The sequence below is a fragment of the Amycolatopsis sp. NPDC004378 genome, from assembly GCF_053602455.1.
This window is the reverse complement of sequence record NZ_JBSGDR010000039.1, coordinates 1-21,667: the sequence shown is the minus strand read 5'-3', so window position 1 is coordinate 21,667 and position 21,667 is coordinate 1. Positions and strand designations below refer to the sequence as shown.

Annotated in this window: 24 protein-coding genes; all 24 read left to right on the top strand. The window is 72.6% G+C overall.

What is annotated here, in order from left to right; genetic code table 11:
* Positions 1 to 2: 2 nt before the first annotated feature.
* The 24 genes from ACWEN0_RS47740 (at position 3) to ACWEN0_RS47625 (ending at position 21,586) form a co-directional block, all read left to right on the top strand.
* On the top strand, positions 3 to 1,163 hold the full coding sequence (locus ACWEN0_RS47740) for a hypothetical protein (protein ID WP_451988383.1): 1,161 nt from the start codon (positions 3 to 5) through the stop codon (positions 1,161 to 1,163).
* Positions 1,164 to 1,255: 92 nt separating this feature from the next.
* Positions 1,256 to 1,972: a L,D-transpeptidase gene (locus tag ACWEN0_RS47735; protein ID WP_451988382.1), complete on the top strand. Its 717-nt coding sequence runs from the start codon at positions 1,256 to 1,258 to the stop codon at positions 1,970 to 1,972.
* 4 nt (positions 1,973 to 1,976) lie between these two features.
* On the top strand, positions 1,977 to 3,212 hold the full coding sequence (locus ACWEN0_RS47730) for an MFS transporter (protein WP_451988381.1): 1,236 nt from the start codon (positions 1,977 to 1,979) through the stop codon (positions 3,210 to 3,212).
* Positions 3,213 to 3,535: 323 nt separating this feature from the next.
* Positions 3,536 to 4,048, top strand: a complete 513-nt coding sequence (locus tag ACWEN0_RS47725) for a hypothetical protein (RefSeq protein WP_451988380.1) — start codon at positions 3,536 to 3,538, stop codon at positions 4,046 to 4,048.
* A gap of 284 nt (positions 4,049 to 4,332) precedes the next feature.
* Positions 4,333 to 4,707, top strand: a complete 375-nt coding sequence (locus tag ACWEN0_RS47720; protein WP_451988379.1) for a hypothetical protein — start codon at positions 4,333 to 4,335, stop codon at positions 4,705 to 4,707.
* Between the two features lie 126 nt (positions 4,708 to 4,833).
* Entirely contained in the window at positions 4,834 to 5,721 is an 888-nt protein-coding gene (locus ACWEN0_RS47715; protein ID WP_451988378.1) for a hypothetical protein, read from the top strand.
* Between the two features lie 200 nt (positions 5,722 to 5,921).
* Positions 5,922 to 7,310: a hypothetical protein gene (locus ACWEN0_RS47710; RefSeq protein ID WP_451988377.1), complete on the top strand. Its 1,389-nt coding sequence runs from the start codon at positions 5,922 to 5,924 to the stop codon at positions 7,308 to 7,310.
* 47 nt (positions 7,311 to 7,357) lie between these two features.
* A complete protein-coding gene (locus ACWEN0_RS47705; protein ID WP_451988376.1) occupies positions 7,358 to 8,035 on the top strand; it encodes a hypothetical protein in 678 nt (225 codons plus the stop codon).
* Between the two features lie 149 nt (positions 8,036 to 8,184).
* Positions 8,185 to 9,063 (top strand): deazapurine DNA modification protein DpdA family protein, encoded by an 879-nt coding sequence (locus ACWEN0_RS47700; RefSeq protein ID WP_451988375.1) that lies wholly within the window; start codon positions 8,185 to 8,187, stop codon positions 9,061 to 9,063.
* A gap of 242 nt (positions 9,064 to 9,305) precedes the next feature.
* Positions 9,306 to 11,195, top strand: a complete 1,890-nt coding sequence (locus ACWEN0_RS47695; RefSeq protein ID WP_451988374.1) for a hypothetical protein — start codon at positions 9,306 to 9,308, stop codon at positions 11,193 to 11,195.
* 90 nt (positions 11,196 to 11,285) lie between these two features.
* On the top strand, positions 11,286 to 11,684 hold the full coding sequence (locus tag ACWEN0_RS47690; protein ID WP_451988373.1) for a hypothetical protein: 399 nt from the start codon (positions 11,286 to 11,288) through the stop codon (positions 11,682 to 11,684).
* Positions 11,685 to 11,861: 177 nt separating this feature from the next.
* Positions 11,862 to 12,254: a hypothetical protein gene (locus ACWEN0_RS47685; RefSeq protein WP_451988372.1), complete on the top strand. Its 393-nt coding sequence runs from the start codon at positions 11,862 to 11,864 to the stop codon at positions 12,252 to 12,254.
* A gap of 95 nt (positions 12,255 to 12,349) precedes the next feature.
* Positions 12,350 to 12,592: a hypothetical protein gene (locus tag ACWEN0_RS47680; protein WP_451988371.1), complete on the top strand. Its 243-nt coding sequence runs from the start codon at positions 12,350 to 12,352 to the stop codon at positions 12,590 to 12,592.
* A gap of 103 nt (positions 12,593 to 12,695) precedes the next feature.
* On the top strand, positions 12,696 to 13,250 hold the full coding sequence (locus ACWEN0_RS47675; protein ID WP_451988370.1) for a hypothetical protein: 555 nt from the start codon (positions 12,696 to 12,698) through the stop codon (positions 13,248 to 13,250).
* An 82-nt stretch (positions 13,251 to 13,332) separates the two neighbouring features.
* Positions 13,333 to 13,647 carry a hypothetical protein gene (locus ACWEN0_RS47670; protein ID WP_451988369.1) on the top strand — a complete coding sequence of 105 codons (315 nt, stop codon included), beginning with the start codon at positions 13,333 to 13,335 and terminating at the stop codon, positions 13,645 to 13,647.
* A gap of 59 nt (positions 13,648 to 13,706) precedes the next feature.
* Positions 13,707 to 15,188 (top strand): ATP-binding protein, encoded by a 1,482-nt coding sequence (locus tag ACWEN0_RS47665; protein WP_451988368.1) that lies wholly within the window; start codon positions 13,707 to 13,709, stop codon positions 15,186 to 15,188.
* A 334-nt stretch (positions 15,189 to 15,522) separates the two neighbouring features.
* The gene (locus ACWEN0_RS47660) at positions 15,523 to 16,194 is read left to right on the top strand and encodes a hypothetical protein (protein WP_451988367.1); all 672 of its coding nucleotides are present in this window, start codon (positions 15,523 to 15,525) and stop codon (positions 16,192 to 16,194) included.
* A gap of 221 nt (positions 16,195 to 16,415) precedes the next feature.
* The gene (locus tag ACWEN0_RS47655; protein ID WP_451988366.1) at positions 16,416 to 16,745 is read left to right on the top strand and encodes a DUF4326 domain-containing protein; all 330 of its coding nucleotides are present in this window, start codon (positions 16,416 to 16,418) and stop codon (positions 16,743 to 16,745) included.
* Positions 16,746 to 16,846: 101 nt separating this feature from the next.
* A complete protein-coding gene (locus ACWEN0_RS47650; protein WP_451988365.1) occupies positions 16,847 to 17,236 on the top strand; it encodes a DUF6915 family protein in 390 nt (129 codons plus the stop codon).
* The gene (locus ACWEN0_RS47645; RefSeq protein ID WP_451988364.1) at positions 17,233 to 17,697 is read left to right on the top strand and encodes a hypothetical protein; all 465 of its coding nucleotides are present in this window, start codon (positions 17,233 to 17,235) and stop codon (positions 17,695 to 17,697) included. Before ACWEN0_RS47650 ends, ACWEN0_RS47645 begins: the two co-directional genes overlap by 4 nt.
* 191 nt (positions 17,698 to 17,888) lie before the next feature.
* On the top strand, positions 17,889 to 18,791 hold the full coding sequence (locus tag ACWEN0_RS47640) for a hypothetical protein (protein ID WP_451988363.1): 903 nt from the start codon (positions 17,889 to 17,891) through the stop codon (positions 18,789 to 18,791).
* Positions 18,792 to 18,891: 100 nt separating this feature from the next.
* A complete protein-coding gene (locus tag ACWEN0_RS47635; RefSeq protein ID WP_451988362.1) occupies positions 18,892 to 19,755 on the top strand; it encodes a Mom family adenine methylcarbamoylation protein in 864 nt (287 codons plus the stop codon).
* Between the two features lie 46 nt (positions 19,756 to 19,801).
* The gene (locus ACWEN0_RS47630; protein ID WP_451988361.1) at positions 19,802 to 20,464 is read left to right on the top strand and encodes a hypothetical protein; all 663 of its coding nucleotides are present in this window, start codon (positions 19,802 to 19,804) and stop codon (positions 20,462 to 20,464) included.
* A 234-nt stretch (positions 20,465 to 20,698) separates the two neighbouring features.
* Positions 20,699 to 21,586, top strand: coding sequence for an AAA family ATPase (locus tag ACWEN0_RS47625; protein WP_451988360.1), 888 nt, complete (start codon positions 20,699 to 20,701; stop codon positions 21,584 to 21,586).
* Positions 21,587 to 21,667 lie beyond the last annotated feature (81 nt).

The following is a 21,667-nucleotide window of genomic DNA, read 5'->3' as shown; positions in this document are numbered from 1 at the left end:
CCATGTCGCTGCTGGATCACCGCAGTTCAGACGAGACCGACACCGCCGAAGACGACTCGGGCGGCCGGCGCCGCGTGCACTTCGTCGGCTCGCTGCCGCCGACGCTCGCGAACACAGACCGGGCGGGCATGCAGTGGCTGCTCGACCGCGCGGACCCCGCGCAGCTGACCACGCTGCCGTGCGACCGCGACCCGCGCTGGATCATCAACTGGCTGGAGAGCCTGCGCGACCGCGGACCGTTCGAGCTCGTGCTCGACGGCGACTCCTCCGGCTACACCCGGATGCCGGTCTACCGGGTCCGCCGCGGCGACGTCCTCGGCCCCGGTGACGTCGGCCCGCGCCGCGCCCCGGAGGTCTCGGCCGCGATCGCCGCCCGCCGCCAGCTCAGCGCCGCCCACCTGCCGCCCTATCAGGTGTCGATGCCCGCGCCGCTGGACCTGAGCCTGTTCGCCTTCGGCGTGCCCGCCGCGGCGATGCGGCTGCTGCCGCCGGCCGCGGCGCTGGCCGCGATCCGCGGCGCGCTCAAGCACCTGCCGACGTTCACCGCCGCGATCGCCGACGAGGTCGAGCAGATCCAGCAACTGGCCGACCGGTGGAACGACGAGGTCGTCATCCAGCTGGAAAGCCCCGCGGTGATGGTCGCCTACGACCGGGCGCCCCGCGCTGCGTGGCCGCTGGTGACCAGGCTGCTCACCCGCCAGCTCGCCGGCGTCATCGCCGCACTGCCCCCGCAGACCCGGCTCGTCCTGCACGACTGGTGCCGCGGCGACCTCGGGCACAAGCCGATCTCCGGCGTGCGCGACCTGACTCCGCTGGTCAAATTCACCAACGCCCTGGCCGCGCGGCTCGACCGCGCCGGGCGGCCGATGCCGCCGGTGCACCTCGCCCTGTGCGACGGCGAGACCGCGCCCTCGACCAGGCCGTCGGACTACGAGGTGCTGCGCCGGCTGCGCGAGGACGTCCAGGTGTACGCGGGCCTGGTCGACGAGCACCACCCCGACGCCTCCGCCCGCGCCCTCGAACTCGTCGAGCAGGCCCTCGGCCGGCCCGTCGACGCGGTCGCCGCCGCCTGCGGTCTCGGCCGCCGCACGCCGGAGGAAGCCGAGGCCAACGCCACCCTCGCCTGGCGGCTGTCCGCCGCGCCCGTCCCGGCCGCGCGATAGCGCACCGCTCCGCACCCACGTCACCGCGCCTCGGCCGCTCCCGCACCGGGACGGCCACATCCATCTGCCTCTGCTTCGGGGGAACCCACGCCATGAACCACGACCTGCGAGTGGCCGAACGGCCCGCCGGCCACCAGAGCCACGACATCCAGTCCCGTCCGGTCCTGCCGGTGGCCGCCTGGTCGGCCACCATGCAGTCTGCGCCGCGAGACCAGGCGCTGCGCGCCCGGCCGCTGCCGATCCGGCTCCGGCCGCGCACCCCGGTCCCGGTGTACCCCGTGCCCGGCGGCGCCCCGTTCGCCCTGCTCCCGGTGCAGATCCACCCCGGCCTGCCCACCTGGCTGCCGGTCGTCGACGAGCGACACGGTTGGGTGCAGGTGCTGCTGCCGACCCGGCCGGACGGCGCGGTCGGCTGGCTCAAACGCGACGACCGCGTCGAGCTCGCCGAGCATCCGACCCACATCGAGATCGACACCAGTGCCCGCTCGGTCACGCTGCACCACGGCCGAAACCTGCTGACCTGGCCCGCCGGCGTCGGACGGGCCACCACCCCGACTCCGCACGGCCGGACCTTCGTCCTCGGCGAGATCCACCCCGCCCGCGGCCTGGTCGACCGCGCGCTGCTGCTGGCCAGTCACATGCGCACCCACCTGGCCTGGGGCGCGGGCATCGCCGCCGTCGGCCTGCACACCTGGCCCGGCGCGACCCGGGGACTGCCCGCCACCGACGGCTCGGTGGTCCTGCCACCCGAAGCGATCCCGGTGCTGGCCGTGTGCGCCGCGCCAGGAACCCCCGTGCTCATCCGGTAGCCCCGTGCCGCCCACCGCCGCCGTCCGCGTCCCGGCCACCCGCGCCCGCTGGGTTCCGCCGTCGACCGGCCTGGTGCTGGCGACCTTCTGCGTGGGCACCAGCGGGCACGTCGTCGCCGGGCTCCTGCCCGCCCTCATCACCGAGCTGCACACCTCCGGCGTGCGCGCCGCCCAGCTGGCCACCGTCTTCGCCGCCGTCTGCGGCCTGGCCGGCCCGCCGATCGCCGTTGCCACCGGCCGCTGGGACCGCCGGCACCTGCTGGTCGCGTGCCTGACCGTGCTCGCCGTCGGCGACATCGTTGTCGCCGCCGCGCCGACCTATCCGCTGCTGGTCCTCGGCCGCGTGGTGACCGCGCTGGGCGCCGCGCTGACCACCGCCACCGCGGTGGGCCTGGCCGCCGCCGCGAGCCCGCCCGCGCACCGGCCCCGCGCGATGGCGCGCGCCCTGACCGGACTGACCCTGTCCCTGCTGATCGGCGTTCCCGGCGGCGCCGCGCTCGCCGCCGCGGCCGGGTTCCGCGCCGCCATGGGAACCATCGCCGTGCTGTGCGCGCTCGTCGCAGCCCTCGTCGAGACCACCGCCCCCACGGCGGCCGCCCCGCCCGAGCAGGGCCTGCGCGAACGGCTGGCCGCAGCCGCGCGCCCCGGCGTCGGCCGACTCCTCGGCGGCGGCATCCTCACCTGGACCAGCACCGGAGCCGTGTACCCGTACCTCGCGCTGCTGCTCGGCACCCACCGCGGCGTCGGCGGGCCGATCAGCCTCTACCTGGCCGCCTACGGCCTCGGCGCGGTCGCCGGAACACTCGTCGCCGGACACCTGATCGCCCGGATCGGCCCCCGCGCCGTCCTCCTCACCGCCGGCGGCACCGCCGCCGCCGCACTGCTCCTGCTCGACCCGGCCACCACGCACTCGGCCACCACGCTGCTCGTCGTCGCCGTGTGGGGCGCTGCCGCCTGGGCGGTCGGGCCGCCACTGAACTCCTGGCTGGCCGACCTCGGCGACACCCGCACCACCCCGCTGCTGCTGTCCCTCGGCGGCGCGATCGTCTATCTCGGCATGGGCGCGGGCGGTGTCCTCGGCGGTGTCCTCGCCGACGGCGCCGGACCCGCCTTCCTTCCCGTGACCGCCGCAGCCCTCGCGCTCACCGCGGGCCTGCCGCTCGCCACCCGCCCCGCGCGCCGGCTGGTCCGCGAGACCACCGAGCAGGTCCCGCCGGACCACGCCGCCCCACCCCGCTGATCACTGTTCTGAACAGCGGAAACCCCTCCACCAGGACAGCACCAGGTCGCCGGGCACGCCGGCGGCGGACGTCGGAACACGGCTTCCTCACCGCCGGGTCGCCGCTCCCGCGTCCGGCGGGACGCCGCGCACGCTGCGCCACCGCCGGTCGGGCGTCAAGGCCCCGCGGGAACAGCACCCGCGCGCCTTGACCCCGCTCCCGCCGCCGGCGCCTGGCCGAGCGCGCCCCGCCCGACCGCGGGGCGCGGCACACCGGATCTCCTGACTTCCTGAACAGGCATTTCGGGGCTGCCGCTCGTTCTAGCAGCTGAGGAGAACCGCTCATGGGCGGAGAAGTCTTCACCACCTACGCCGAAGGCACCGACGTCGCGGCCGCGTTCCGCGCAGCCGTCGAGCAGGCCCAGTACGACTACGGCCACGCCGGCTACACCGGCTCCATCGCCGAGAAGGACTCCTACGTCGTCATCGACAGCGAACCCCGCACCGAAAGCGACGCCGAAGCCCTGGCGGACAAGCTGATCCACGCGTGCGACGAACGGATCGACGACAAGTGGGGCCCGGCCGGCGCCATCGCCGTCCGCGGCCACTACCGCGAACTGACCGGGCTGCCCGTGCCGGTGCGCGCCGGGGGCTACCCGGACCAGCGGACCGCGGCCCTCGCCGCGGCCGAAGGCAGCCTCGGCAAGGGCGAGATCGTCACCAGCGCGACCCTCGCCAACTACCGCCTCCGCGCCGGCGGCCTCGTCGACGTCGACGAGAACACCACCGCCACCGTCACCACCACGGGATCGCTCGAGGTGACCGGCTGGCTGTTCTTCGGCTGGGCCAGCTCCTGACCAGCCCGCCGGGTCGGGCACCGCGGCCCGGCCCGGCGCCGGCCGTCCCCCTTTTCATCGCGGGCCCAGGAGCTCGCGCTGCGCCCGCGGCCGGCGGGGGCGACGCACTCTGCACCACCACCCCGGTGGGGGCAAGCCGAAAAGCGTGGCTTGCCCCCACCGGCGCGTCGGTGCCCACCGAGCGCGCCCCCGCCGCAGCGGGACGCACCGCCGTGTTCGGCGAAAACAGCACGGACACGGCGGATCACTTCCCCCGATTTCCCAGCCTCATAAGGAGTTTCCGCATGTCCACCGCAACCCTGGAGCTGCCCGACGTCGTCGGATTCGTGCTGGAGCGCGCCGACGAGAACGACCTCGACGGCATCGCCCAGGCGATGAAGTCCCGCCGCGGCATCCTGCGGGAAAAGGCCGCGGCCGCGGTCACCGAACAGGCCACGGTCACCATCGCCGACATCTCGCCGAAGTACCTCAACGGCCTGTCCGGCGTCGTGAAGGAGATCGTCAACGGCCGCGGCAAGCGGCACGCGACGATCACCCTCGACAAGGCGTCGACCAGCACGCTGGCGTTCTCCTCCGGCAAGTACGGCTTCCTCGCTGGCCGCGACACCTACGACCTGTCCGGCGTGCCGCTGAGCTGCTGCAAGGTCACCCGCTCCTGACCCGGCTCCCCACCTCATCCACGCGAAGGCCCGACCTCGGTTCCCCTACGGACCGGCGCCGGGCCTTCGCGCTGTCCAGGGCCAGTTCACCGGCCCGATTTCCCGATCACGAGGAGGAAGCACCCCGTGAGCGCCACCGTCATCGAATCCCGCAGCCGCTGGACGCACACCGGCATCGACGCCCCCTACGCCTTCACCATCAGCGGGTTCAACGAGCTGGAGACCGGCCGCGGCGTCGCCTACAGCGCCGAGCTCATCCACCCCGACCTCGGCGTGGTCGGGCGCATCGCCAACGAGGGCTGCGGCGGGCCGACGATGTTCTACGCCTACGACCACACCCGGTTCGGCAACCGTCAGCTCGAGCAGTTTCTCCAGCACAGCCGCCAGGACGGCGAGCCGCTGGCCGACCGCGTCGAGGGCATGGAAACCCTGCTCGACGAGATCATCAACGAGGCCGAAACCGCCCGCCTCGTGACCGAGATGCGCGCCCACGACCAGTTCCTCGTTCGCAGCTACCTCCCGCGCACCGCGGCGAGCTGGGGCCCGTACCGCGGCGCACCCTTGGCCTACACGCGGATCGTCACCCGCCGGGACGGCCGCGAACAACTGGCCGCCCGGCTGGCCGCAGACCCCGCCGAACGCCTCGACGAGGGCGCCTACTGGCAGATGTTCAACGGCGAGGACTGGGTCCGCCTGCTCGGACCGGCCCCGCTGAACTCGGAGCAGATCGCCGACCGCGCCCGCCGGGCCGGTGAACTGGCCACCGAGCTGGACGCCCCGGACATCTACAACATCGACGTGCCGTTCGACGACGACCTGCACCTGTTCGGCACCCCCGCCGCGCGCTTCACCCTCGTCGGCGACCACGTCGGTGCGGTCGAGACCACCACATGGTGCCGCTGCCGCAGCCGGCGGAGCGTCATCGCGTTCGAGCGGTGGAACCATGGCTCCCTCGAGGAGTCCGGCACCATCCACGCCGCCCTCCGCTGCCGCAGTCTCGTCCGCCTGGACTGACCAGTCACCGATCCCGTCCCGGCGGTGACCGGTCGCGCGACGGCACGACCCCGAAGGCCCGGCCCTGGTTCCCGCGAACCGGTGCCGGGCCTTCGCGCTGCCCGGCACCGGCCACGACCGGAACCCCTTCCCGCGGCCGCGCACGGACCGACCACCCGCGCGCCGCCGCACCCGAAACCGAGCACGAGAGGCACCGATCCATGAGCACGCCCACCACCATCACCGGCACGCCGGCCCCGGTCGCCTTACTCCCGCCGCTGACCGACCCGCTCGGTGACCGCGTGCCCGAGCAGGTCGCGCAGCAGGCCGTCCACCAGGCGCAGGCCGCACTCGGCCTGCTGCGCCCGGCGTCCCCGCCAGCCGGGGCGCGACCGCTGGCCTCGGTCCGCGGCGAGCCCCCGCCGAAGGTGGTGCTCGGGTTCGGCCTTGGAGCCGATTCCTCGGCGATCCTCGCCCGCTGGCTCACCGACCCCGACAGCCGCGACTTCCCGCTCCACCAGCTCGCGGTGATCACCGGGATGACCGGGCAGGAGTGGCCGGGCACCCGCCGCCTGGTCGAAGAGCACCTGCTGCCGCGCATGGCGGCCGCCGGGGTGCGCTATCTCCAGGTCGCCCGCCGCGGCCCGCGCCAGGCCGACGGCGTCGACATCCTGTCCGACACCCGCCGTCCGGACCGGCTGCACCTGGTCGGCGCCTGGACGCTGGCGCACGAGATGTTCGACGGCGCGACCGTCCCGCAGACCACCGGCGATCGCCTGTGCTCCCAGCACTTCAAGGCGTGGCCGCTGGACACGGTCATCGCCGAGCTCACCCAGGGCCAGCCCTACCGGCACGTCATGGGCTACGAGCTGGGCGAGGCCCGCCGCGCCGAACGCGACGCCCGCTACAACACCGCGCTGCGCACCGGCGAATACCCGCTGCGCGAGTGGGACGGCGGCTGGGACCGCGCCCGCGCCCAGGCGTTCCTGCGCGAGACCTTCGGCGTCGAGACCTGGTTGAAGAGCGCCTGCACGTACTGTCCATTTGCATTAGCGAACGCCGCGGGCAGGGTGGAGACGGTGGCGCGGTTCGTCGACGAGCCGGACGCCGGCGTGCTCGCCCTGGCGATGGAGTTCGTCGCCACCGCGCTGAACGCCACGCAAGGGCTGCTCAAGGGGCAACGGCTGCTGTCGCTGCTGCGGGCATCCCCCGGTACGGCCGCGGTGCTCGCCGCATTCGAGCAGCGGCTTGCCGGGCTGCCGTGGGCGGTCTACGACGTGCGCCGCACGCTCTCGCCCCGCACCGACGGCCGGGCCAACCACGCCCGCTCGGTCCGCATCCTCGACGTCGGCGCGGCCGCGCAGATGCGCGCCCGGCTCGACCAGCGCGCCCGCCGCGCCGGCGTTGCGGTGACCGTCGGCGACCCGGCCTTCCCGGACGACATCCATCCCCGCGCCTGGCTCCGCCGCCGCGAGCCGCAGCTGCTCGCCGACGGCACGCCGACCGCCGAGCAGTTCCTCACCCTCGCGCCGGCCACCGCCCGCGCGAAAACCGGCCCCGCGTTCCCGGCTGCCTGGGCCGCGGCCGCCCAGCTCCACCTCACCGTCTGAAACCCCCTTTGACCTGCGCACACACGTGCGAGAGGAGATGACCCGTCATGGGCGACTGGACTTCTGGCGCCGCCACCATCCACGCCTGCCCGCCGCACCGCGTGCGGCGCGTGCTCGACACCTTCGCCGAGTACGGCTTCACCGACGAAGCCGAGGACGAGGACACCGCGAACGGCGCGACCCTGACCTTGGGCGAGTGGTACTGCGGCACCGAGATCCGGTGCGGCAGCGCCACCGACCTGGCCGACGAACTGATCAAGCACGCGCCCGAGGCCGCGTTCACCGTCTACGAGGAACCCGCCTACGAATGGCTCGGCACGGCCTGCACCCACGTGCCCGGACTCGGCTTGTTCGCCACCGACTGCGACACCTCCGGCGACCCGACGTTCACCCAGTCCCAGATTCTGCGATGGGACAACGAACCCGACCACGTCCGGCAGAACAACCTCGGCGTGCCGTGGCTGACCGCGATCGCCGCTATGCCCGGCGGGACCGTCGTCGAGCCGGACCGGTTCGCCACGCACTGGAATCGCCGCCACGACGAGATCGTCGTCGTCGAGGGCCGCCCGTGCGGCGGCGACCTGATCCTGCCCGCGCCCGTCACCGCCGCCGAGGTCGACACGGTGCTGGCCGAACAGGGATTCCAGCGCGCCGAGGACTGGATGCAGCTGGATGAGACCTCGCAGCTCTGGCGCACCGACGTCTACCGCTCCCCCGCGCCCTGATCCGCGCTCCCCGATCCGGCATTCCTTCCCGTCAGTCCTGCCTGACCTGACCAGGCCCCTTCCGCCCGGAGCCGGGCGGCCCGACCGGGCTGCCGCCCGTGTCCGGCCGCGCCGCCCGGCCCGGCCCTGATCAGGAAGGAGAAACCCGGATGTCCGCCCACGCTCGCGGAAAGTGGCCGTCGCTGCACGACATCACCATCACGCCCTGGACGCAGTCGCAGCGCCTGCGCGACCCGGCGCGCCGGCTCCTGTTTTTCGTCGGGACGCACCGGCCCTGGTGGCTGGCGCACTCGCCGGTGCCGCTGTGCGTGTCCGCGCACACCCTCGCCGCCTACGTCCCCGGCGGGCGCGGCATGCCGATCGCCGGCATCCCGTTCGCCATCGACAGCGGCGCCTACACCGAGATCCGCGACCACGGCGAATGGCGATGGAACGAGGACACCTACGGCGGCATGGTCTACCGGCTCATGTCCGACTGCGGATACCCGGAATTCGTTGCGCCCCTTGACATGCCGTGCGAACCCGACGTGGTCGCCCGCTCCGGAGCGTCGGTGCTCGAGCACCAGGAATGGACCCTGGAGTCCTACCTCTACCTGGCCCGCGAATTCCCGCACGCCCCATGGATGCCCGTCCTCCAAGGCTGGGCGCCCGAGGACTACGAGCGGCACGACGCGATGTACCGCCAAGCCGGCGTCGACCTCGCCGCCCAGCGTTACGTCGGACTCGGCTCGGTGTGCCGTCGGGGCTCTGTCAAACCCATCGGCGCCATCGCTGGGCACTTCGCCCGCCGCGGCTACCGGCTGCACGGGTTCGGCCTGAAAACGAGCGCGCTGCGCGCCTACGCCCAGCACTTCGTGTCCGCGGACAGCCTCGCCTGGTCGCAGCATGCCAGGGTCACCAACCTGCGGCTGCCCGGCTGCCGCCACGCCGGGCCCTGCAACAACTGCCCCCGCTGGGCCATCCGCTGGCGCGAAGACGTCATCGCCGCGATCCGCGCCTCGGAGAACTACACCCCCGCCCGCGGATAAGACCGGCGGGCGACGCCGGCCCGGTGGGGCGCCGCGCAGCGTGCACCGCCGAGCCCGGGGCGTCCAGCAAAAAGCGCTGGACACCCCAGCCCCGGCGGAGCCGGGCGGCGGGCGCACCACCGGACCAGGCCGGACGGCACACCACCCCGGCAATGGCTCCGCTTTCCCTTTCCCGACAACACATTTCCGCATTCACGCCAGGGCAGAGCCATGCCCGCAACACCTTGGATTGGGGCATCCCGATGACCACGAACCTCGCCGAACGCGACACCGCCATCGACGGCGACACCGAAGCGATGACCGCGGCCGTGGACGTCGCCGGGCCGACGGCCGACGTCGCCGAGCAGGTCACCTACCCGTACGTCCTGCACGGCGTAGACCCGCGCCGACTGCGCACCGGCGGCAACTCCCGCATCGTCGGCAACATCCGCGAGCGCCGCCCCGACCTGGTTGCCTCGATCGCCGAGCACGGGGTCGACCCGAAGATCTCGATCATCAACGTCGTCCTCGACCCCGACGGCGAGCCCGACGTCCTGGTGGGATTCCACCGCAGCGCCGCCGCGGTCGCGGTGCGGGAGGTGGAGAACCCCGAGCTGACCGTCTCGCTCCTCGTGCACGCGCCGGGCACCAGCCGCAAGGACGTCCTGGTCGCCCAGGGCATCGAGAACATCCATCGCGAGGGCTACACCCAGGCCGAGGAAGCCGGGCTCTACGAGCAGCTGGCGCTGGCCGGCCTGGACGACGACGCCCAGATCGCCCAGGCGCTCACCCGCCCGGTCGAGCGGGTCCGCGCCGGACGCGCGGTCGCCGCCGCTCCGCGCACCCGCGCCGCCAGCGAGGCCCTGCCCGACACCGACCTGATGGACCTGGTGCCGCTGCTCGAGTTCGCCGACAACGAGCAGGACCACCAGGTGCTGCTCGAGTTCCTGGCCCACAACCCCCGCAACTTCGAGTGGAAGGCCGACCAGGTCCGCAAAAACCGCCAGCGGCGGGCCATGCAGGCCGAGGAAGCAGCGCGGCTCGTCGAGCAGGGCTACGCCCTTATCTCCGACGAGCAGGACCCGCCCGAGGGCAGTCTCCGGCTCGACGAGCTCTGCACCGGCGAGAACCCGGCGCCACTGGAACCGGCCGACCACGCCGACTGCCCCGGCCGCGCGGTCGCCGTCGAGGTCGACCACTACATGGAGGTCGAGGTCACCGAGTTCTGCACGGACTACGCCGCGCACGGCCACCACACCATCGTCGCGGTGAAAACTGCGGCCGCCCAGGCGCAGCTGTCCGCCGCCGGCGTCCCGATCGCCGACCCCGACGCCGAGGCTGTCACCGACCTGGACGACCTGTTCGGCGACGAGGCGGCCGAGCACACGCTGACCGTCGAGGACCACGCCGGATGCCCCGGCCACGCCGCCTACGTCGAGACCGATCCGTACACGCTGGACGTGGACGTCGTCTACGTCTGCACCGACCCCGCAGCGCACGGGCACCTGCCGCGGACCTCGCTGGCTGCCCAGCCCGAGCGCGACGCCGCGTTCCGGGCCGGGGAGGTCAAGCGCGCCGGCGTGAACAACAAGCTGTGGCGCGAGGCCAAGGCCGCCCGTCGGGCGTGGCTGGTCACGTTCTTCATCGGGTGGCGGAAGAAGAAGCCCGCCGACCTGCCGGCCCGCGTGCACCACTGGCTGGCGCTCGCCCCGGTGCTGGCCGCGGACGTCCTCGAGGAGGCCGCGCCGGCGCACCGCTACGCCTGCACGCTGCTCAAGCTCGCCGAACCCGAGGGCCACAAGCGCGAGACCAACCCGCTCGTCGTGCACCTGCGGAAGAAGACCTGCACGGAGACCCAGGCCGTGCTCATCCGCCTCGCCCAGGTCATCGGCGCCTGCGAGGAGCACTGGGACCGCGCCTACACCGACAAGAGCGCCGACGCCAGCTGGCGACGCCCCAGCGACGACTCCCGCTTCTACTTCGAGCTGCTCGACGCCCTCGGATACCCGCTCGAGCACGTCGAGCAGTTGATCAACAACCCCGACCTCGACCACGACCGGTGGCCCCACCTCGCCCCCGACACCGAACCCGCCGCCGACCGCGACACCGCCGGCGACGCGGACCGCGAAGAGGACGACACCCCCGCGGCGTGATCGCCGCCCCGGCTGGCCAGGCCCGCGCCGACTTCCCCCGGCGCGGGCCTGGCCTCCTTCAGCCCGCCGCCCGACGAAGGGATCTCGACCGTGCCAACCATCCGCACCCCGCCCTGCGCTGATCAGCCCGCCACCGGCGTTCCGCGCGACGTCGCCGAGATCATCAAGTCCGTCGCCGACCGCGCCATCCCGTTCCTCGCGCGCCAGATCGCCGGCGACCCGGCCGGAGACATCCGCAAAGTCCGGCGCCTGACCCAGGCCGACCTCGACAGCGAACCGGTCCGCCGCGCCAGGTGCCGGTACTGGGTCGCCCAGGGCTACGTCCAGCTGCTGATCGCCCACCAGCTCTACCCGCAGCGCTTTGCCCACCCCGGCCCGTTCGACACCCCCGAACGCCTGGCCCGAGTCGAGGAAACCTACGCCCGCCACTACGCACCCCGGCCGCTGACGTTCGCCGCGCGGATGGCTGGCGACCGAACCTGGAGGTGAGGAGGGCAGCCGGGATCACCCGTCGGTGCCGCGCGGACGGCCCATGCCAGCGGGAGCGCCGCCGAACTCCAAGGGCGCCTACCGGCGTCGCTGCGCGAGGCTTCGCCCCCTTTCCGCACGACGGCGCTCCCGCTGCGCCCTTCCCGTCCACGCGCCACCACCCGACGGGAGAACCCCATGCCTGTGAACTGCGGAAACCGGCGGCGTCACGCCGACGGCGAACCAGCCGCACACGCCAGCGCCGACGCGGTCCGCGCCTGCTTCCTGGCCGAGGAAACCTGGACCTGTGACTGGCTGACCGCGCACACCAACCCCGAGGACGGCGAGCAGTACACCGTCGAATGCGGCGGGCTGGCCTGGTTCCTGCCCGAGGGCCGTGGCCACACCTGCGAGCACGGCCACGACCACATCTACGCCGAGGTCCGCCACCGCGAAGGCTGGGACTACGCCGCCGACCCGGACGAAGCCGGGCTGCTCGCCGGCCGCGGCATCCAGCCCGTCGCGATGAATGGCGGCGGCATCGCCATCGACGACGGCGCCCGGCGCTACGCCGCCTCACTACCCGGCTGACCGCCGCACCACCGTCCCGCGCGCCGCCGGCCGCCGCACCTGCGGCGCCCGGCGGTGCCAACCCCTCGAAACTCGTCACTTCGGAAGGCCACTCGATGCTGAGCTACGACCCCGAATCCGAACGGCACCAGCACAACCCCGCCGTGCACTACCGCCTCTACCTCGGGCGTGACGGGCGACCGTGCGTGATCTGCGTGCAGGACTTCGACTACCCCGACTACGACCAGCACCGGCTGCTGAGCAACAAGGCGTTCGAGACCGAACACGAGGCCGGCGACGCGCTCCGGCTGCTGCTGGCCGACGCCGCCGTCGTGCTCGGCATCCTCTCCGCGCCCTGACCGACCGAATCCCCAGCAGACCCGCCCGACCGCGCCACGCGCACGGGAACCGACCACACCCGTTGCGCCCCAACAGAAACCGAGCGAACAGGAATCCACGCCCATGTCCACGTCCACCTTCCTCGCCCGGCGGCCCGCCGCGCCGAGCAGCACCCCGGAAATCGGCACGACCGTGTGGCTGCTGCACACCTGGAACCGCTACGGCGACAAGACCGAGGTGTATTTCGGCTACGACGACGCGCTGCACGCGCTGGCCAACGACGTCCGCGACAACTGGACGACCCGGATGCAGGCGTCCACCACCCCGAAGAGCTTGTCCGACTCTGCCGTCGTCTCGCAGTTCTACGGCGTCCCGCAGTTCTCCGGACCACTCACCGACGGCGGCACCGACGGCGACGGTTTCGAGATCGTCGAACGCCAGGTCTACGGCCGCGAACCGGAGCGCGTCGACCGGCGCATGGCCACCTTGCGGGTGTTCGACGAGTACCCCGACGGCGGGCAGCACTCGCCGCTGACCTACCGCCTCGACGCGATCGGCCTGGCGATCACCGTCACCGCGGGGATGCACGGCCCGTTCGTGGCCATCGGCAACGAGAGCCTGCCGGCAGGAACCGCGCTGCACGTCGCCGCCGACGACTTCGAGGAGTGGGAGCGGTGAGCACGCCGATCACCGCGGTCCCGCCCTGCCCCGGCGGCGCGGCGCGTCCTGCCCACCCCGAACCCCAGGAAAGGCGCTGACCATGCCCCGTCCCACCGATCCCGCCGACGTGGCGGACATCGCCCTCGCCGACGGCCGGCACCTCACGGTCCACGCCGTGTTCGCCGACCGCGTCCGCGGCGTCGACGCCGACGGCGACCTGCTGGTCCCGCTCGGCGAACCGGATCACCCGATCCACCACGAGGACGGCACCGAGTACCTGATCCCGCTCACCCCGTGCTGCCACGCCAGCGGCAAGGGCGCCGAGTCGGCCACCGGCGTGGTGTGCCGCGGCTGCTACCGCGAGGTCGACCCCAAGTACGGCGGACCCAGCAGCCTCGCCATCGCCCGCGCCTGACCCGCATCAGCGCTGTTCACGCGCCCTCCACGACTCCACGTCTCCGAAGGGAGCCCTCCATGCCCACCGTCTCGACCGTGGCCCTGCACGGCCTGACCGGCCACCCATTGACCATCACCGCGACCGTCGTCGACGGCCCGCCCGGCATCGTCCTGGCCGGTCCGCACCGCCGCGACGACCCCGAGCTGCGCGACCGGATGCACGCGGCCCTGGCCAACTCCGGGCAGCCCAACCGCGACTACCGCGTCGTGGTGCACGTCGACGAGACGGCGTCCGCGCCGCCGCCCGCGGCCGCCAGCGCCGTCGCGGCGTTCATCGCCACCGCGTCGCTCGCCGAGGACATGCCGAACGCCGAGCAGCGGATGACCGGCACCGCGGTGCTCGGCGAGGTCGGCCTGGACGGCAGCCTCCGCCCGACGCGCGGAACGCTGCCCGCGGTCCAGGCCGCCCGCGCGCACGGCCTCCGCCGGGTCATCGTGCCCGCCGCCGCCCTCGGCGAAGCCGCGCTCGTCGACCGGCTCGACGTGCTCGGCGCGCACACCCTCGCCGACATCGCCGACTGGCTGCGCGGCGACAACACCGCCCTGCACCGCCCGAGCACCCCGATCGAGCCGGTGCTCGCGCGCCAGCCCGCGCCGATGACCGCGCTGACCCCGGCGGCGCTGCGCGCGGTCACGATCGCCGCCGCCGGCGGGCACCACCTGCTCGCCGACGTCTGCACCGACGCGGGCACGATGGCGATCGCGTCCTGGCTGCACGCCCTGCTGCCCGACCTCACCCCGGACCAGCAGCTCGAGCAGGCCGCGATCCAGTCCCTGATCGGCCCGCGCGAAGACGGCGCCCTCCTGGTCTCCACCCCGCCGATGGTGATCACCCACCACAGTGAACCGCAGGCGACGCTGCTCGGCGGCCACGCACCGGGCCGGGTGAGCCAGGCCCACCACGGTGTCCTGTTCACCGAGCTGAACGAGTTCAGCGCCCGCGCGCAGGACGCGCTGCGCGCGGTGCTGCTCGAGCGGGCGATCCGGATCAACCAGGCCGGGCGGCTCCACCGCTACCCCGCCGCGTTCCAGCTGCTCGCCACCTGCATCCGCGCAACCGGCTCCCGGCGATGGCGGCTGTCGCTGGCGTTGCGCGACCTGTTCGACATCCAGATCACCGCCGACCACACCATGATCAGCGCCGACCCGCGGGCCCACGACAGCGCCGGCGTCGCCCGGCTGTTGACCCGAACCCGCGCCCAGGTCGCCGCCGCGCGCGTTCGCGCGGCGGACCGATGGAGTCTCGGGCCGACGGTCACCAACGCACTGGTGTCGCACGACATGCTGCACATGGACGCGGGCACCGCCATCGCCGCCGACCACGTCCGGCGAGCCCAGCACGCCAGCGGCCTGACCCGCCGCGGCGACCTCGCCGTGCGGCTCGCCTGGACGCTGGCCGACCTCGACGGCGCCGACTACCCGGGTCGCGACCACGTCGAGCAGGCCCTCGCGCTGCGACAGGGACTCGACGTCGGCACCCCGCGGACGCGAGTGCGGTGATGCCCGGACCGTCCAGCGCGTTGATCCCGCCCTTCCGGGAGCTGTACGCGCGCACCCCCGCCGACCTCGGCGACGCCCTGATCGGCTACGGCCTGCGCTGACCCGAAAACAAGCGCTGAACAGCGCGGATGCGACATGCGACGCCATGCCCCGGGTGGTGGGGCGGCCGCACTCTGCCCCGGCCGCGGGTCGGGGGCAAGCCCGAAAAGCAGGGCTTGCCCCCTTTCCCCGCGGCCGGCGCCAGACGAGTGCGCCCCACCACCCGGGGTGCACGGCGTCGGCCGGACCGGGCGGCGGGGAGACCGATTCCCCGAACCCGGAAGGGACTTCCGCGATGACCACCACCGAACTCGCCCCGCACGCCACCGCCGACCTCGACACGTCTCCCACTGCCGAGCCCGACACCGCATCGGCGCTGCCCGCCGACCTGATCACCGCCGCCGGCGCTCTGCTCGGCGACGACGCCAACGGGATCTTCGCGGTCATGGCCGGCGCGTTCGAGCGCATGGAGTGGGCCGAGGAGGAAATCGCCGCCGCCCAGGCCCGGCACCCGCGGCAGGCCAGCCAGATCTGGCACAGCTTCAGCCTGCTCGTTCCCAACTCGGGCCTGGAGCGCATGTCCTACGAGCGCGTCTACCGGGCGCACTGCCGCGAAATCCTCGACCGCGTCGCCGCCGGCGAGGACACCCGTCCGGGCACTGCTGCCGAAATCTGCTGCGCGATGCTCAACACCAGCCTGCTGGCACCGCTCACCTCCGCGGCCACCGGCCTGTACATGCGGATGTACCAGGCCGCCGGGCTCCCCCAGTTCGACGAACTCGCCGAGTCCAGCCGCCACCACGAAGCGCTGGAGCACTCCCTCATCGACGACCACGAGCGGTTCGCCCGCCGCCAGCTGTCCATGGCCGATCGCCGGCTCGGCGACATCGACTGCCACGGCCGCCACCACGGCGAGGAAGTCAGCTGCGTCTACGCCCCGGTCGGGCAGCTCGCCATCGAGGTCTGACCGGTCACGGATTCCTTGGGCGGGCTTGTCGATCCGCGCGAAGCCGATCAGACCGCGTCCGGGTCCGCGGCGATGAACCCGGCCCGAAACCCGCGGGCCGGAACCCCCGCCGCCCCTGCGGGCCCGGCCGCGGCCTGATTCCCGGCGCTCAGATCGACAGCCCGCTCGGCGAAGTCCACGCCCGGCGGGCGATCCGGAATCCGCAGGAGAAGGAGCGCACGTTGGCACATCCGCTGGTCGTCCACTGCAAGCGCGCCCGGTACGACGTCTACATCGGCCGGGGCTCGCAGTGGGGAAACCCCTTCAAGATCGGCGAGCACGGCACCCGCGAGCAGGTGATCGACCTCTACGAGCAGTGGCTGCTCGAGCAGCCGCACCTGATGGCCGCGCTCGGTGAGCTGAGCGAGAAGACGCTCGGCTGCTGGTGTGCCCCGCACTCCTGCCACGGCGAAGTCCTGGCACGGCTGGCGGCCCGCGTGCCCGTCCCCAGCCCATGGGGCGACGCCCCGCTCCCCGTCGGCGGGCGCACCGCCGCCATGGCGCCGTTCTGAGCCATCGCCCGGGACGTGGCGTGGCGGGCCATCCCGGCCCGCCACGTCCCGAACCGTCCCCATGAACTCAATTTCACCTACGCGAAGGAATTGCGCAAAACATGTCCAACAGCTGGTATCACGCGCAGAGCGCCGCGCGGCATTGGGGCGGCGACCCTGCCGATTATCTGCCGATCGAGGAATTCATCGACGGCAGCAAGGAATCGTTCGGGGACGTACGTCACCGGGCGCTCTACCACCACACCCAAGGCGTGTGGCTGTGCCAGAAAGTGTTCGGCACGACCATCACCGTCAAGCGTCGGCACGGCGAAATCCAAGTCCCCGTCAGGGAAATCGCCGAACGGCACATCGTCGAAGACCTCGGTCACATCCCTTCGCTCGGTGACTGGCTGAACAACATGAACATCCAAGCCTGGATGGGCGGGAAACGCCACCGATTCGTCGGCCGGGAAGAACTGCTCGACACCACAGTAAAGGAAGCAAAGAAATGAACAACGTCCTGGGCCGTCCCGTCACCGGAGAGATTTCCGGCAGCGTCGAACCCCGCGCCGAGCAAAAGCCCGGCGAAGAACTTCTGCCGCTCCTGGACGCGGTTCTGGCGGCGGAGACCGTCGAGGCGGTCCGATGGTCGCAGTTCACGCCGTACTTCATGGACGGCGAGCCGTGCATCTTCGGGGTGCAGCAGGTGGAGGTCAAGCTCGCGGGCGACGACACCGCAGGCTACGGCGAAGACGGGTACATCAGCGCTGGCGAGATGGTCGAGTACCGACGCAGCGGGTCCGGCTATTCCGGAACCGTCAGGCCGCAGTACGAGCACCTGTACCAGGCGCTGCGCACGCTCGACGACGAACTCGACCACTTCGAGGACTTCCTGCACGCCTCCTTCGGCGACCACGCCCAGGTCACCGCCACCCGCGACGGCTTCCACATCGAGGACTTCGACCACGACTGACCGGCTCCGCCTGCGGCCGAAGGCGCTTCGGGACAGCCGCGAACTCACCGGCGGTGGACCGCGCCGACCCTGCCCGACCAGCCGCGTGGGGGCAAGAACAGCGCTTGCCCCCACGCGCCCGGCCGAGCCGACGGGCCGCGCTCCACCGCCGGCGGAGCATCACCTCGGTACTGACAGGAGCGCACGTGGCGATGTCCCCTGCTGCCCGCACCAGCGAAAACGACCCCACCCGCAACGAACACGGCGAGACCGCCGGAAAGGAAGTGTTGGCGCACTTGGGTTTCGGGCCCGCGTTTCCCGGAATCCTGAAGGACCCGGACCCGGACCCGGACCCGGCCGCGATCGCGATGACGCCCCCCGGCTGCCGTGTTGAGCAGCAGCTGCTGGTCAGCCTCGGCATCGCCCGGTGGATCGGCATCGTCCTGGAAGCCCACTACGGCAACGCGCAGGTCAAGTTCAGCTGGCGTGCCGACGTCACCGGCCTCCCGGTGCTGGCCATCGAGGACGACCCGTGGCAGGAGGAACCGCAGACCCAGCCGCGCCTGGTGTACCCCGACGAGCAGGGACGTTACGCGCTCGCGGACTGCTGGGTCGCCCTGACCGACGAGCAGGCGGCGGACTGGATCGCCGACCACGCGGCCGTGCTCGACGAGCTGGCCGCCACCGAACCCGCCCCGGACGCCCCGGCCACGATCATCGACTACCTCCAGCTCGGGCACGCGCACCGCGATTTCGACCCGGACGGCCACATCCGCGGCATCCGCCGGGCCCTCGCCGACTACGCCGACACCGGCGAGGCCGATCCGCTCGTGGACGTCATCGCCGACCCCGACCCGGCTTCGGGGATCGGGGTCGTGGTGTTCCTCAACGGACGTCCCGTGCCCACGAGCAGCTGCGTCGTCCTGGGCGCTGGCACCGGCGTGACGTCCGCGGACCGCGACGCCATCTACGACGCGATCGAGCAGGCGGAGGCCGTGCTGACTCCGCCGGCCGCCGCGCTGGTCCGCGACCTGCTCGAACCCCGCGTGCCGGCACCCACATCGTCCTGGGCCCGTCCGAGCAGCCCGCTGCTGCCGCCCGACGCGCCGCTCTGACCCGTGGACCCGCATGGCGGACCGGGCATTCCGGTCCGCCACGCGGTCCAGCACACCCCGGAATAGGCCCTGAACTGGGATTTTGGAGGAGACCACCGGCATGGCCACCACCGTGACCCAGCGGTGGCGCGATGGTCGACCCCGCTGGCGACCGGTCGCCGACGGCGGCTTCGACCCCGACCGCTACGTCGTCGACGAGTTGGACGAGCACCGCGCCCGTGCCTGGACACTGCGCCACCACTACTCGTCCACCTGGCCCGCGGTGCGACTGCGCACCGGCCTGTTCGACACCCGCACCCCGACCGGCGAACCACGCCTGGTCGGCGTGCTCGCCTTCGGCGTGCCGATGAGCGACAAGGTCCTCACCGGCGTCTTCCCCGCCCTGACCCCGCACTACGAGTCCATCGAGATCTCGCGGCTCTGCCTCGACGACTCGGTCCCGAGCAACGGCGAATCCTGGTTCTGCGCCCAGTCCTTCGCCTTCGCCGCCGAACGCGGCCTGCGCGGGCTGGTCGCGTTCTCCGACCCCGTCGAGCGCCGCCGCGCGGGTCCGCACGGACCGGAGCTGATCAAGCCGGGTCACTGCGGGATCGTCTACCAGGCCCTGAACTTCCAGTACCTGGGCCGATCCACCGCCCGCACCCTGACCCTGCTGCCGGACGCGACCGTGCTCACCGCCCGCGCCCAGGCCAAGGTCACCGGCCGCGAGACCGGCGCCGCCGGCGTCGTCGCCCGCCTGATCGCCCTCGGCGCCACCGCGCCCCGCGACGACGCCGACCCCCGTGACTGGCTGCGTGCCGCGCTGCACGACGTCGGCAGTCAGCGCGTTCGCCATCCCGGCAACCACCGCTACGCCCTGCGGATCGGCCGCACCCGCGGCGAACGCACCCGCACCGTCATCGCCATGGCCAGCGGCCGCTACCCCAAACCCGATCTCCAGCTCCCGCTCCCGCCCACCCCGTGAAACCGCACGGAGAAACCCCGCCACATCTCCCGAGGAGGACTCCGCCATGCCCGCGTGGACACGCACGACGATCACGCCCGGGGACCGGGCGACCGTCGAAATCCCCTACAGCGACCGGCCCGTGCTGCGGCCGTTGATCGGCAAGCTGCGCACCGTCGAGATCACCGCCGACCGGCGCGCCATCATCTACGAGGACGACGGCCGCCGCTACCAGTTCTACGGCCGCACCATCCCCGCGGTCGCCCCGGTCGAAGCCTCGATCTTCACCGACCCCGCGACCGGCGGGCTGTGGGCCCGAACCTACGACCTGCCGCCCCACGACCCGAGCCCTTACCCGCTGCCGCCGAGCTACGCCGCGGTCGCCGAGCCGGACGGGCAGGGCGGCATCGCCCGGATGCCGTCGTGCCGCTGCGGCCGCGGCTGCTGCTGCCCGCACTGCGGGCAGCAGACGATCAACGTCGCCCGCCGCCTCGACTGGGCGGACCTGCTGCCCACCGGCGAGGCCCACACCGGACTGAGGTGCCGGCGGCCGATCTGCCCGTCCGACGAGCCGTTCGACCTCCCGGACTGCTGCGCGATGCCGATGATGCTCGCCCCGGTCGGCTGGGTGTGCCGCCGGGACTCCGCGCACCGCCGCCCGTTCCGGTGGCCCGAACCGGCCGGTGACGGGACTGGTGGACATCGTGCTGGTTCGGCCGGGGGCCGGTGATCTGCGTGAAGCCGATCAGACCGGCGCCGGGTCCGCGGCGATGAACCCGGCCCGAAAAGCGCGGGCCGGAACCCCCGCCGCCCCTGCGGGCCCGGCACCGGCCTGATGTCCGGCACGCAGATCACCAGCCTCCGCGGCCGCAACCTCCGGCGCCGTCCCGCCGGGACGGAGAGCGACTGCGGCGCGGTGATGTCGCTGCACCACACACCATCCAACATGAGAGAGCGAGCGGCCATGCCTGCTTCCACCATCGTTGCCTCCGGCGGCCAGTTCCGCCTTTACGACGACTCCGTGCGAACCTACGACCGGCTGCCGGTGGCGACCTACGCCATCGACTTCTCGAAGATGTCCGGCTACAGCCTGCGCGAGGTGACCCCGCTCGCCCCCGGCGAGGAAACCGTCTACGGCTCCCACGCACAGCGCGTGGATCGCATCGCGGGCGCTTACGAGGCCATGGACCGGTCCCTGGGCGTGATCCTCTCCGGCGACAAGGGCATGGGCAAGTCGCTCATGCTCCGGATGCTCGCCGAGCGAGCCCGCACGAAACTGGGGCTGCCGACGATTCTCGTCCAGCACTCGACCCCGGGGCTGGCGTCCTTTTTGGACGATCTCGGTGAGGTCGTCGTCGTGTTCGACGAGTTCGAGAAGATCTTCGCCAGCAGCGGAGAGGACGAGGCCCAGAACCAGTTTCTCAGCCTCTTCGACGGGCTCAGCGTGACAAAGCGCCTCTACGTCCTCTCGGTCAACCACCTGGGCCGGGTCAACGAGTTCATGCTCAACAGGCCCGGTAGGTTCCACTACCACATGCGGTTCGCCTACCCCGAGGCCGAGACCGTCGCCACCTACCTGCGCGACCAGGTCCCCGGGATCGACGAGGGCCAGGTCGACGAGGTCGTCGAATTCAGCCGGAAGTACGACCTGAACTTCGACCACCTGCGGGCCATCAGCTTCGAGCTGCGCCGGGGGGAGCGGTTTGATCGGGTGATCGGTGACCTCAACATCAAACGGCCCGAACGCCCCGACTCCTTCGTCGATGCCCGCATCACCTGGCAGGACGGCGAGGCGGACGTCCTCACCGGCCCCATCGACCTGTTCGACCGCGACGGCGTTGTGTCCGCTTAATGGCCGTGTCTAGTTAACCGGTCTTTCTCCGATTCCCGGCGCCTTTATCCGCTGCGGTTCGCCGTGTCTTGAAAGTGAGTG

What these genes read in the sequence shown, in the direction of transcription:
- ACWEN0_RS47740 (WP_451988383.1), top strand. Translation starts at nt 3, where the DNA reads ATGTCGCTGCTGGATCACCGCAGTTCAGACGAGACCGACACCGCCGAA.
- ACWEN0_RS47735 (WP_451988382.1), top strand. Translation starts at nt 1,256, where the DNA reads ATGAACCACGACCTGCGAGTGGCCGAACGGCCCGCCGGCCACCAGAGC.
- ACWEN0_RS47725 (WP_451988380.1), top strand. Translation starts at nt 3,536, where the DNA reads ATGGGCGGAGAAGTCTTCACCACCTACGCCGAAGGCACCGACGTCGCG.
- ACWEN0_RS47720 (WP_451988379.1), top strand. Translation starts at nt 4,333, where the DNA reads ATGTCCACCGCAACCCTGGAGCTGCCCGACGTCGTCGGATTCGTGCTG.
- ACWEN0_RS47710 (WP_451988377.1), top strand. Translation starts at nt 5,922, where the DNA reads ATGAGCACGCCCACCACCATCACCGGCACGCCGGCCCCGGTCGCCTTA.
- ACWEN0_RS47705 (WP_451988376.1), top strand. Translation starts at nt 7,358, where the DNA reads ATGGGCGACTGGACTTCTGGCGCCGCCACCATCCACGCCTGCCCGCCG.
- ACWEN0_RS47700 (WP_451988375.1), top strand. Translation starts at nt 8,185, where the DNA reads ATGTCCGCCCACGCTCGCGGAAAGTGGCCGTCGCTGCACGACATCACC.
- ACWEN0_RS47695 (WP_451988374.1), top strand. Translation starts at nt 9,306, where the DNA reads ATGACCACGAACCTCGCCGAACGCGACACCGCCATCGACGGCGACACC.
- ACWEN0_RS47685 (WP_451988372.1), top strand. Translation starts at nt 11,862, where the DNA reads ATGCCTGTGAACTGCGGAAACCGGCGGCGTCACGCCGACGGCGAACCA.
- ACWEN0_RS47680 (WP_451988371.1), top strand. Translation starts at nt 12,350, where the DNA reads ATGCTGAGCTACGACCCCGAATCCGAACGGCACCAGCACAACCCCGCC.
- ACWEN0_RS47675 (WP_451988370.1), top strand. Translation starts at nt 12,696, where the DNA reads ATGTCCACGTCCACCTTCCTCGCCCGGCGGCCCGCCGCGCCGAGCAGC.
- ACWEN0_RS47670 (WP_451988369.1), top strand. Translation starts at nt 13,333, where the DNA reads ATGCCCCGTCCCACCGATCCCGCCGACGTGGCGGACATCGCCCTCGCC.
- ACWEN0_RS47665 (WP_451988368.1), top strand. Translation starts at nt 13,707, where the DNA reads ATGCCCACCGTCTCGACCGTGGCCCTGCACGGCCTGACCGGCCACCCA.
- ACWEN0_RS47660 (WP_451988367.1), top strand. Translation starts at nt 15,523, where the DNA reads ATGACCACCACCGAACTCGCCCCGCACGCCACCGCCGACCTCGACACG.
- ACWEN0_RS47650 (WP_451988365.1), top strand. Translation starts at nt 16,847, where the DNA reads ATGTCCAACAGCTGGTATCACGCGCAGAGCGCCGCGCGGCATTGGGGC.
- ACWEN0_RS47645 (WP_451988364.1), top strand. Translation starts at nt 17,233, where the DNA reads ATGAACAACGTCCTGGGCCGTCCCGTCACCGGAGAGATTTCCGGCAGC.
- ACWEN0_RS47640 (WP_451988363.1), top strand. Translation starts at nt 17,889, where the DNA reads ATGTCCCCTGCTGCCCGCACCAGCGAAAACGACCCCACCCGCAACGAA.
- ACWEN0_RS47635 (WP_451988362.1), top strand. Translation starts at nt 18,892, where the DNA reads ATGGCCACCACCGTGACCCAGCGGTGGCGCGATGGTCGACCCCGCTGG.
- ACWEN0_RS47630 (WP_451988361.1), top strand. Translation starts at nt 19,802, where the DNA reads ATGCCCGCGTGGACACGCACGACGATCACGCCCGGGGACCGGGCGACC.
- ACWEN0_RS47625 (WP_451988360.1), top strand. Translation starts at nt 20,699, where the DNA reads ATGCCTGCTTCCACCATCGTTGCCTCCGGCGGCCAGTTCCGCCTTTAC.